The organism is Flavobacterium sp. WG21 (assembly GCF_000335775.1).
In the GTDB taxonomy this organism is placed as follows: Bacteria; Bacteroidota; Bacteroidia; order Flavobacteriales; family Flavobacteriaceae; genus Flavobacterium; species Flavobacterium tructae.
In genome coordinates, this window is record NZ_AMYW01000034.1 from 38,096 (window position 1) to 49,151 (window position 11,056).

Here is an 11,056-nt window from a genome sequence, read left to right on the forward strand (position 1 = left end):
TTTACGCAAAGGTTCGCAAAGATTTTACACAAAGCCTTGCGAACCTTTACGCTTTATAAAAATCTTAAAGACAAAACCCTCGCGAACTTTGCGGTAAAAAAAGTCTAAGCAGTCCAAGCAAATCTAATATTCTAAAAATCCAACAATCTAAAAATCTAAATTACTAAGTTTGTATTCATGAAAAACAACTTCGATCTCAGAACAGTAAACGTCATGCGTTATATAACGCCATTGCGCGAGGGAGGTTCTTTACCTGCTTTGGCAGAAGCCGATGACGATTTTAAATACGTCTTAAAATTTAGAGGAGCCGGTCACGGTGTAAAAGCTTTGATTGCCGAATTGGTGGGTGGACAAATCGCAAAAGCCTTAAAATTGCAGCTTCCGGAATTAGTTTTCGCCAATCTTGACGAAGCGTTTGGAAGAACCGAAGCTGATGAAGAAATTCAGGATTTACTGCAGGGAAGTCAGGGATTAAATCTGGCACTCCATTTTTTATCGGGAGCCATTACATTCGATCCTGTTGTGACCACCGTTGATGCTAAGCTGGCTTCACAAATTGTTTGGCTGGATGCTTATATCACTAATGTCGACCGTACTTTCAAAAATACAAATATGCTAATTTGGCATAAAGAACTATGGCTGATTGATCACGGAGCGTGCTTGTATTTTCATCATTCCTGGAACAATTGGGAACAGCATGCCAAAAGTCCGTTTGCATTAATTAAAGACCATGTCTTACTGCCGCAAGCTTCGCTTTTAAAGGAAGTGGATGCTGAATTTAAAGCACTTTTAGCGCACGAAATATTAGAAGAGATTGTAAATACAATTCCACTGGAATGGCTGCAATGGGAAGATACCGAGGAAGAACCGGAAACCTTGCGAAATGTGTATTTGCAGTTTTTGCAGACCCGATTAAATCATTCAGAAATCTTTGTAAACCAGGCGCAAAATGCAAGATAATCACTTATATGAGTATGCCGTAATCCGCGTGGTGCCAAGAGTAGAGCGCGAAGAGTTTCTGAATATCGGAATCATTTTGTTTTGCAAAAAAAAGAAATTCATAAAAGTTCTTTTTCATCTGAATAAAGAAAGAATACAAGCCCTTTCTGCCGATTTTGACATCGAACAGTTAGAATGTAATTTAACGTCATTAGAGAAAATTGTTAATGGAGCCAAAGACGGCGGACCAATCGCTGAATTTGAGATTCCGGAACGTTTTAGATGGCTCACAGCCATTAGAAGTTCTGCAATACAAACGTCAAGACCTCATCCGGGCTTATGTCAGGACTTAGAAAAGACGATTCAGAGATTATTTGAAGAATTGGTGCTTTAGAGGAGGTTCAAAGTTGCAGAGGTTCAAAGGTTCAAAGTGGCAAAGTTTTTTTTAACCGCAAAGGACACAAAGAATTACGCAAAGTTCGCAAAGTTTTTAGGTAAAGCTTTGCGAACTTTTATATTTCATAAAATTTAAAACAGATTAAAATCATTGCAGTTTTTGCATCAAAACCTGAAACTTGAAACTTGAAACTTGAAACAAAATAACTTGAAACAAAATAACCTGAAACAAAATAACCCGAAACAAAAAAACCACGAACTACAAAACTGTAATCCATGGTTCCAAAATAAAACTAACTTGTATTTATTATTTGTAACTGATTAAAACGATCCGCAGATATTGCCGCCTAAAGTTGCTCCTGCATTGGCAGAGATATCAGCTTTAACAGCAGTTTTGTTCAGTTTTACGATCGAATAGGGTGGAGTAAAAGCAGTACCACTTCCGGCTTGATTTCCGGTTGTATTGGTGAAAACATTGTCTGTTGCTGTAACAGCAGTAAAACCGCTCATTAGATCGATAGGAGTTTTTACACCTTCAAAAACGTTGCTTTCTACATTTAGACTCGCTTCAAAACCTGCGGCAATACATTTATTACTTACCGTACTGTTAAAGAAGTTGTTTACCAGATGTACTTTTCCAAAACGCACTCTTGGCATTCTTTCTTTGCAGCCCGGAGCCCACCAGCAGCGAGCGAAAGTGATTCTTAATTTTCCACGATCGGTAGTTGCACCATCACTGGAACCAATTAAATTAGAATACCTGTGATCGTCAGAACCTCCGGGACCTCCGGCTTTAGGAGCTTTTAAATAACCGAATTTTGTATACGAAACCGTAACAAAATCTGATTTATTTTTGATATCGAAGTTCCCGTCAACCCCATCTCTGAATTCACAATGGTCTACCCATACATTTTGACAATCATCTAAAATAGCATTGTCCCAGCCATCTGTGTCATAAGCACCCGGACCTTCAAAAATAAGATTTCTGATAATCAGATTCGTGCATCTTTTGATATTGATGATACCCGAGCCGTCTTTCGTTTGGTTGGTAGAAACCAGTTTTGCACCGCTTGCACCGTAAATGGTTTTGCCACTTTGATCCTGAAGTGATAATCTTGTAGTAACCGTAATGGTACCGGTAACTTTAATCACTTTTACCGCACTGTTTTCAATAGCCGATTTCAGCTGTGTATAATTCGAAACTACTTCTTCCGGAGAGGAACCTCCACCAGTTGTTCCTCCATTTTGAGAAGCCCATCCCGGAACCTGGGCGCAGTTTCCAATTTTTGCCGTCAAATTGCCGGAAGTTGTTGTAGAGGTCTCGATAGTAGCATTTTCACTACTTTGAGGGGTAGCAATTTCTTCGGTATTACAGGCTGCAAAACCGAAAATCAATGTCAATAGAAACACTGAGATTGTTGATTTAAATTTCATAATAATTAAGTTTGGTTAAATAGTTAATAGTGCAAATCTGCTTATAATTAGGATGAAAAAAGTTGAACAAGTTCAATGTTTTGAAAATAATTTACTGTTAAATGTGTTTTCGGTAGCTGTTACATTACAAAAAAGTATATTTTTGTGTAATCGATTGCATTATTTTTCATTCATTCACCTGCTTACGCCCCTGAGTAAGAATAAAAAGTAAATACCATATGTACAAAGACCTACGATTAAGTATCGAGCGCAAGATTCCGTTAACAGATGAGGAATGGAATTTTGTAGTTGAAAAAGTAAAGTTTATTAAACTTAAGAAAAACGAATTTCTGCAGATTCAGGATTCAAAGAATTCTTATGAAGGCTTTATTTTGAAAGGTACTTTTAAAACCTATATTTTAAATGACAACGGAACCGAAAGTGTCATTTTTTTTTCTTTCGAAAATGAATGGATTTGTGATCTTGAAAGCTTCTATCATCAAAAGCCTACGACTTATAATATCAAAGCAATAGAAGAAAGTGAAATCCTGGTGATCAGTAAGAAAAACAAAGCACTTTTGTTTGAGCAAGTCCCAAAACTGATTCAGTTTCATATTTTAATGGTTGAAAGGGCTAATATTGCCATTCAACAAAGACTTATAGATCTCCTGAACAAAACTTCTAAACAAAGGTATCTGGAGTTTATAAAGCGCTATTCGCATAAAGCAAATAAAATCAATAACCGGAATTTATCCTCTTATCTGGGAGTTTCTCACGAGTTTTTGTCAAAGATTAAGAGGAGCTGCTAAGGTTCTAAGAGGCTAAGGGGCTGAGTTTTTTTAGTAGTATGCTTTGATAAATAGAAGAAAGAGGCAAGAAGAAAGAAGCTTAAACTTTGCGCCTTTGCGAGCATATGTCATACCTGCCAAAAAAACTTTGCGAATCTTTGCGTAACCCTTCGCGAACGTTGCGGTTAAATTCATTCCGGATTTTCAATCACTGATAAATTATAAGGTTTTAGATCGTACGGCTTCTCATTAATCTGAATAACGGTTGTATCTAAAGAAAATAAAAGTACGATTTGAGCATTACAATTTTGACTAGCAGCTGTTATTTTCAGTTGGTGATAGGATATTAAGATTCTAAGAGGCTAAGGGGCTGAGTTTTTTAGTAGTGTGACTTTGAAAAATAGAGGCAAGAACAAAGAAGCATAAACTTTGCATCTTCGCGTCTTTGCGAGCATACACTATACCTGCCAAAAAAACTTTGCGAATCTTTGCCTAACTCTTCGCTAACGTTGCGGTTAAATTCATTTCGGAATTAAAAATCCAATACTCCAAAAAGACATTTATTAGAAAAGCGAAGTGTCATATCTGTCTTTTCCGGATTTTCAATGACGATTAAATCATAAGGTTTTAAATCGTATGGTTTCTCATTAATTTGAATAACGGCTGCATCGAAAGAAAATAAGAGTACAATTTGAGCATTACAATTTTGATTAGAATTCGTTACTTTCAGTTGATGGTGGGATATTTTTTCAGAAACCATCCAGTTAAAATCCATACCTTTTGTATAAGAAGTTATGACATCATTGGAGTTAAATTCCATGATTTCATATTGACCATATACCTTTTTCTCTTGGTTTATCTCGATATTCAGGCCGTTATCAAGCATAACCAGATATCGGTGATAACCTTTAAATTGAGTAAATACCGATGGTTCCTGCTCTATGGTAGCACTGCTTATTCTGAATGCGAAATCTCTATCGGCGTAGTTTGCTGTTTTTGGATAGATCATATATTCATAAGTCAATCCACCGCTCCAAACTGCGGGTTTACAATTTTCTTTGGGTAAAAGGTGTAGGATCATTTTTTTATTATTGGAGGTTCAGAGAGGCAAAGTGATAAAGGTTCAAAGGCTTTTCTGAGGTACTAAGGTCCTTAGGTGCTGAGTTGCTAAGTTTTTTATCATCTTAAAAAATAATTTCGCAAAATCAAAGAAAGTAAAAACTAAAACTTTGCATCTTAGCGACTTTGCGAGATTAAAAAGAAACCTTTGCGAGCCTTTGCGTAATTCTTAGCGAACTTTGCGGTAAAACATGAAACATGAAACATGAAACATCAAAGAACTAAAACTAAATAACCTTCTCTAAGTAAATAAACTCCAGAGGTTCTTCAGAAATAGTAACGTGAATCTCACTTACCGGAAAGGCTTCTCTCTCGCCAGTATCAACGTAGCCGTGACGTTTGTACCACGCAATAAGTTCTTCCCGAACCGAGATCACTGTCATAATAATACTGGATAGTCCCAAAGCTTTTGCATGATTTTCAGCTTCGGCCAGCATCTTTTTCCCGATACCACTGTTTTGTAATTCCGGTGAAACGGTTAACATTCCTAAATACAATTGGTGTCCTTTTTCGACCAGTAAAACCGAACCTATAATGTGGTCCTTTTCGGTGTATTTTAGAATGGTATTTTTAGGATCCAGAAAAATTTCGGTCATTTCTTGCTCGTCAGTTCTTTTTCCTTCCAATAATTGGCTTCGGTTGTCCAGCCTTTTTTGGAGGTTTCACCTCTGTAGGCCGAATTGATTAAAACGGTTAACGCCGGAATGTCCTGTAAGGAAGCTTTTGTAATCATGAATTATTGTAGTTGTAATTTTTTCACGCAGATTTAACTGTTTTCTAAGACCATTATAAAATAATCTAAGTAGTCTGCTAAATCTGCGAGAGAAATTTTATTTCTATGTGTTAAATCAATTTTTGTTCATTAAACCCAAGAGGTTCGATTTAGTATTTTGCAGGTTGTCCGGCTTTAGGCAAGGATTGCTTAATGAAAGTTCTGATGTCTTCGTTGGCAGCTTCCAGATCGGCTTTTCTCAGGTACATCATGTGACCGCTTCTGTAACCTTTCCATGACATTCTATCCGTTAGTTTTCCACTCGGATCCATTTGCCATAAATCGTATTTTGAATTAAAGTAATCGCAGGCACCATCATAATATCCGGATTGTACCATGACATGTAAATAGGGGTTTTGAGCCATAGCCTGTCTCAGGTTTTCGCCAGTTTTATCGTTAGATCTGTCCCAAGGATGTACAGAACCAAACATATTGTATTTAAAATCTGTTTTATAGTTCAGATTGTTGCGCAGGTACATATTGATGGCAGGCGTAAACGAGTGCAGCCAGGAAGTAAGTTCGGCATTAAAATCTGGGCTTTCTCCTGAGTCTTTGCGGTCAATTCCTTTGTATCTCGAATCAAGTCTTCCTACCGTATAACCCTTATCTCTCAATAACTCTTTCCAAAAATAGTCATAAGGAAGGTCTAAATTGTTTTGCTGGATCACTTTCTCCGGAATACCGGAATAACGCGCTATTTTAGCACCAATTTCTTTTCTTTTTTGTTCGTCCAGAGATCCTCCTTTGGTCAATGCAGGAAGAAGTTCGTTTACGGTAAAATCTTCCACTTCGGGTAACATATCCGTTAAATCTTTGTTTTGAAGATCAGGCGGAAGCATTTTGTGATACCAGGCAGTAGCTGCAAAATAAGGCAATTTAAGAGCAGCATCAGAAACTACGCCGCGTGTTATTCCTAATTCAGTTGGAGAAACCAAAATCACTCCGTTAAGATACATCCATTGGCTGTTTTGCAATTGAAGCGCCAATCCCGAAACACGGGTAGTACCATAACTTTCACCAATTAGGTATTTAGGGGAAGCCCAGCGATTGGTACGGGTTACAAAACCATTGATCCAATCGGCAAGGTATTTAATGTCGGCATTTACGCCAAAGAATTTTGTAGTAGGAATGTCTTTGCTGGTAGGTCTGGAATAAGCCGTATTGACAGGGTTTACAAAGACGATATCGGCAACATCCAGAATAGAATACGGATTTTCTTTTATTCCGTAAGGCTGTACAGGATATCCTTCATCATCAATGTTTAAGAGACTCGGTCCTGTGTAAGCAATCTGCATCCAAACCGAAGCAGAACCCGGACCACCGTTAAAGGAAATGACTAACGGACGCGAAGCCTGATCTTTTACATCAGAACGTTCATAATAGGTGTAGAACAATCCAGCAATTGCTTTTCCGTCTTCGTCCCAAACCGGCATCGTACCCGTTGTGGCTTTATAAGGAACTTTTTGTCCTTTTATGGTAACGGAGTGATTGGTGATAACACTAGCATCCGGATTGAAAGTAAGATTAGAAGGCGAATTTTCTTCTTTTGCAGGGGCTTGGGGAGCTTTTGGTTTTGATTCCTGAGCAGATGAAATTAAGGATCCGGCTAAAAGGAATACAAGTAATGTTTTTTTCATAAAAATAGGGTGTTAATAGAAATTAATGCTCTAAACAGGTGGCTGTATTTAGAATTTTTAAAGATATAAAAATAATCATAAGTGAGGATTTTTAATCTTCAAGAGAGGTGAGGTAATTTTAGGAAGGTCTACATAGGGTAGGGATGCCCGTGATTTTTTAGAATGGCCTCCTGCTTTAGCCGGAGGAACAAGTTAGAATAGGATAGAATGGCTTTAGCCGAAATTACTATTCAAAAATTCCCCAAATGTATTTATCGTCCACAATCGCATTGGGATTTTCTTTTATTTTTTCCAGAAAAAGGTCAAAATTTCCAAAATTACTTCTCATTCTGTATCCTGTTTGTTGTCCCAATTCGTCTATGATTACTTTCCAGACTCTTCTATTGTTAATCATGACATTTGTTTTTCTAACTTCAATTACAGCCGATAGTTTGTGTTGTACGACAGGATCTTTTCGTGTCACCTTGTAGAAATAGTTTTCGTCAAAGTAAAAAACAGGACGGTTTAGGAAAAAATATTCTAAACCATAAAGAAACATGACTGGATAAGCAGATATTCTTGTTAAGGTGTTAAGATTCAGATTAGTTCTTTTCTTAAATTCGATTGCTCTTTTTTCTTTGATAAAATCTATAAAAGACAAGATTCTTTTGTAATTTAAAATTGCCAAAACAAGCAGACAGAAAGCAATAATTATTTTAAGGTTCATGTAAAAGGTTAATTCGGGAATGAAATTTCTGGTCAAATATAAATTCTAGTTATTTTGTTTAGGAAAGTTCTGGTTGGATTTGATTTTTTTGTTTTCATGAATGAGATACTCATGTTAGCCTTAAAGATTAAGTTTATTAATATCGAAATCAAAGTCAAATAGATCTTTTGCACTAACATTCAATCCTTTCATTAGCTCAAGTAACGTTTCTAAAGTCACATTTACCTCTCCCTTTTCAATTTTACTAATATAGCTGTGATCAAGATCGCAATTTTGTGAAAGTTCTCTATAGCTTAACTTCTTTTTCTTTCTGTAAGTCTCTAAGTTTTTACCAAAAAGTAGTAGAAAGTTATCTTTTATATCTGCATTTATCATAACCAAACATTTTTTAGCAATTTGGATATTACAAATGATAAAAATGTGGCATTATAATACCACAACAGTTTTTTTTGCTATATTTGATTACGGTTTTTTTCTAGTTTATTTAAAAAGCTTGAATTACCTGCTTTGGATTTTATCTCAAAGTTTGAAATTAAACGTAAATCTTTATTAGTATGAAAGTGAAGAAAGGAAAGCAAGATTGGAGAATCGCATCAGAAATTGAACTGATTTACAAAACCAAAGTAAAAGTATCAGAACGACCTCAGATTACTTCGTCCAAAGCAACTTACAAGCTGGCTTTGCAATCCTGGAATCCGGACAAAATAGAGTTTTTAGAGCAGTTTAAAATCCTTTTGCTCAACAAGGCAAATCGGGTACTTGGAATTTATGAAATGTCTACAGGAGGCATAACAGCAACTACTGTTGATCTTAGATTGTTGTTTACGGCAGCACTCAAAGCAAAAGCAACCGCTATTATCATGTTACACAATCATCCGTCGGGAAAAGCACTTCCTTCTACCGCCGATAAACTGATCACTAAAAAAGTCAAAGATGCGGGCGCAATTCTGGATATAGAAGTAGTAGATCATTTGATTATTACTTCAGATGGATATTACTCTTTTGCGGATAATGGTAATATGTAAGTTTCGTATTTGAGTGTAAATTTACTACCGTTATAGATAGCGTGAGTGTTTAACTCGTTCCGAATTCACTTAAAATCAGCTTCTCATCTCGTCCATAGAGTGAGATGCTAGCGTTAGCTAGAAGATTTTTTTTATTCACGGTTGAAAAATAATTGTTTTAACAAAATTTATATTTTCGTTCCAATAGGGTTTGATTCAATTAATTTTAATGCTTCTTCGATTCCATATCCAATTATTATTCCTGTATTAGTTGAATATTGTATGTCAATTTCCATGTTTTTCTGTGTGGCATTTTGTATTTCTGGTTTATATCCTGATATTATTCCTCCTAGAAAAAATTCATTGTTTTTTTTATTGTAGTAGATAATTGGTCCGCCTGAGAATCCGGGGTTATTAATTCCGTCAAGGAATAAAATTTTAAAGTTTTTTTCAATAAATATATTCGAGAGGATTCCCTTTTTTACAAATGGAACTGGAAATTCTGAATTAAAATTGGATATAATATTTTGCATTCCATAAGGATATCCTAGAAAAAAAGTTTCTTGGCTATATACCATTTCATTTGAATTAGCTTTGATTCCATCAGACTTGTCTAAAAAATCTGGAATTGAAAATACCGTAATGTCGGAATTAGCGGAATGACCAACTAGCTTTATAAGATATTTGTTCCATTGTTTATTATAAAATAATTCAACAAAATCATTGTTTTTTAGATTGTTCACAACATGCTTCGCAGTTATAAAGTATTGTTTGTTTTTATAGTCGAAAATGAAGCTGGTTCCAACTGAAGCATTATATTTAATTTGATTTGTTCTTGAAATTATATGTGTGGTAATCATATCAGAGTCATTTTGAGAGAATGCTGTTGTCATAATAAAAAAAAGATAGTATTTTTTAAGTTTTTTATTATCATGTTTTTATTTGAAATATGTTACAGTTTTTAAAGTAGAAGAGAAATTTATTTATAAATGGACTAAGTTTGGACAGATAAAAGTTTTTTTCTTTTTCTTACTTTCAAATGTATGTATTTTTTCTTGCTAAATTTTAAAAATTGATAAAGATAAGATAAAATTGTAATCTGTGATTATCATACTTTTAGGTATAAATCTCCCTGCTAGCGCGAACGTCCCGCTCGTACCCGATTCCACTTAAAATATGCTTTCTTTGTGTTCACGAGCGGGACGTTCGCGCTTGCGGGGAGCTTGAGATACTATACTATTGTAGAAATAATAATCAATTATCTAAGTTTAACTTTGTTGACGATCTATAGTTCTAATTACAATTAAGTTATAAGCTGAATTTAAAATGAAACCTAAACTTAACCCAATTGCGCCTCCTATTAAACTAATCATGTCTACGTCTTTTGTGAAATCTTCAGGAATCATTTTTGTAAAAACAACAACGAATAACGATATGAATAAAATAGCTCCACCAACTAAGCCTAAAATATATTGAGTTTTTCCATTTAGTAATTTTACGGAACTAATTAATCCAATTATTATTGAGATTGTCATTAATATAAAAAAAGTACTTAAATATGATTCTTTAGGTTCCGGTACAATAAAAAATACATTATCTAATTTTTGTGCTGAGTATAATTGGTAATTACTATCATCAACTAATTTAAATTTAGGAGATGAGTTAATCAAAACAGTATTTTTTATGTATATATCATTAAAAGTTAATATTTTGATATTTTTGACATTGATAAACGATGAAGTGTCAGAAAAATCTAAATTCGCAACCAAACCGTTGTCGTCACTTGTTGAAGACTTTAGATTTATTTCTACATTAGTAAATTCGATAGTAAATTTAACTTTCTGCTTAAATGAATTAATATTAATAACCCCTTTTCCTTTCGAATTAAATCCATAAGTAACTAATAATTCGGCATTTTCTGAAATATATGAAGTTTTTAAATCTGGATTTTGATTAAATGGAAGACTCACTAAATAAATATCAATGTCTTTTTTGTTTAAATCAAAATGATAGATAAAGTTACATTGAATTTTACTATCTGAAACTTTATTTATTTTTATATCTAATCTTAATGAATCACTAGCAAATGATTGATTAAGAAATAGTAAAAAAAATGAAATTAAAAATTTTTCAGCTATTTTCATCTTAATATAGACTAGAAATTTTAGCTTCACTCCATATTTTATTAAATAAATCTATAAATGATTTTCCTTGTTCGTGATAGCTACTTACATTAAAAAGTAAATTACTATTAACTCCATTTCCTAAATCATTTAAAATCC

Annotated in this window: 13 protein-coding genes; 4 read left to right on the forward strand and 9 right to left on the reverse strand. The window is 34.5% G+C overall.

All coding sequences use genetic code 11. From position 1 onward, the window contains the following. The first annotated feature begins 177 nt into the window (after nucleotides 1–177). Nucleotides 178–960, forward strand: coding sequence for a HipA family kinase (locus tag C245_RS0119170; protein WP_017498236.1), 783 nt, complete (start codon nucleotides 178–180; stop codon nucleotides 958–960). Continuing rightward, nucleotides 950–1,333, forward strand: a complete 384-nt coding sequence (locus C245_RS0119175; RefSeq protein ID WP_017498237.1) for a DUF3037 domain-containing protein — start codon at nucleotides 950–952, stop codon at nucleotides 1,331–1,333. The genes C245_RS0119170 and C245_RS0119175 overlap by 11 nt, the downstream gene beginning before the upstream one ends. A 323-nt stretch (nucleotides 1,334–1,656) precedes the next feature. Here C245_RS0119175 and C245_RS0119185 read toward each other — a convergent pair whose 3' ends face one another. Further along, nucleotides 1,657–2,769: a polysaccharide lyase family 1 protein gene (locus tag C245_RS0119185; RefSeq protein ID WP_017498239.1), complete on the reverse strand. Its 1,113-nt coding sequence runs from the start codon at nucleotides 2,767–2,769 to the stop codon at nucleotides 1,657–1,659. 218 nt (nucleotides 2,770–2,987) lie between these two features. Between C245_RS0119185 and C245_RS0119190 the strand changes: the two genes are divergently transcribed. After that, the gene (locus C245_RS0119190) at nucleotides 2,988–3,557 is read left to right on the forward strand and encodes a Crp/Fnr family transcriptional regulator (RefSeq protein WP_017498240.1); all 570 of its coding nucleotides are present in this window, start codon (nucleotides 2,988–2,990) and stop codon (nucleotides 3,555–3,557) included. Between the two features lie 511 nt (nucleotides 3,558–4,068). On the opposite strand, the gene C245_RS0119195 is transcribed toward C245_RS0119190, so the two are convergent. From C245_RS0119195 to C245_RS0119215, 6 genes are all read right to left on the reverse strand, one after another. Beyond that, the gene (locus C245_RS0119195) at nucleotides 4,069–4,617 is read right to left on the reverse strand and encodes a HutD family protein (protein WP_017498241.1); all 549 of its coding nucleotides are present in this window, start codon (nucleotides 4,615–4,617) and stop codon (nucleotides 4,069–4,071) included. Nucleotides 4,618–4,882: 265 nt separating this feature from the next. Next, complete coding sequence (locus C245_RS23300; protein WP_232424387.1) at nucleotides 4,883–5,251, reverse strand: N-acetyltransferase; 369 nt, start codon at nucleotides 5,249–5,251, stop codon at nucleotides 4,883–4,885. Next, nucleotides 5,248–5,388, reverse strand: coding sequence for a hypothetical protein (locus C245_RS24660; RefSeq protein WP_232424388.1), 141 nt, complete (start codon nucleotides 5,386–5,388; stop codon nucleotides 5,248–5,250). Before C245_RS24660 ends, C245_RS23300 begins: the two co-directional genes overlap by 4 nt. A gap of 149 nt (nucleotides 5,389–5,537) precedes the next feature. Then, nucleotides 5,538–7,064 carry a S10 family peptidase gene (locus C245_RS0119205; protein ID WP_017498242.1) on the reverse strand — a complete coding sequence of 509 codons (1,527 nt, stop codon included), beginning with the start codon at nucleotides 7,062–7,064 and terminating at the stop codon, nucleotides 5,538–5,540. A 226-nt stretch (nucleotides 7,065–7,290) separates the two neighbouring features. Further along, entirely contained in the window at nucleotides 7,291–7,770 is a 480-nt protein-coding gene (locus C245_RS0119210) for a hypothetical protein (protein WP_017498243.1), read from the reverse strand. A 120-nt stretch (nucleotides 7,771–7,890) separates the two neighbouring features. Beyond that, on the reverse strand, nucleotides 7,891–8,145 hold the full coding sequence (locus C245_RS0119215; RefSeq protein WP_017498244.1) for a helix-turn-helix domain-containing protein: 255 nt from the start codon (nucleotides 8,143–8,145) through the stop codon (nucleotides 7,891–7,893). A 179-nt stretch (nucleotides 8,146–8,324) separates the two neighbouring features. Here C245_RS0119215 and C245_RS0119225 point away from each other — a divergent pair, with 179 nt between their 5' ends. Beyond that, nucleotides 8,325–8,795, forward strand: coding sequence for a RadC family protein (locus tag C245_RS0119225; protein ID WP_017498246.1), 471 nt, complete (start codon nucleotides 8,325–8,327; stop codon nucleotides 8,793–8,795). Nucleotides 8,796–8,962: 167 nt separating this feature from the next. Here the strand turns inward: C245_RS0119225 and C245_RS0119230 are convergent, their stop codons facing one another. After that, nucleotides 8,963–9,634, reverse strand: coding sequence for a serine protease (locus tag C245_RS0119230; RefSeq protein WP_157495920.1), 672 nt, complete (start codon nucleotides 9,632–9,634; stop codon nucleotides 8,963–8,965). A 408-nt stretch (nucleotides 9,635–10,042) separates the two neighbouring features. Beyond that, entirely contained in the window at nucleotides 10,043–10,918 is an 876-nt protein-coding gene (locus C245_RS0119235) for a hypothetical protein (RefSeq protein ID WP_017498248.1), read from the reverse strand. Nucleotides 10,919–11,056: the final 138 nt, after the last annotated feature.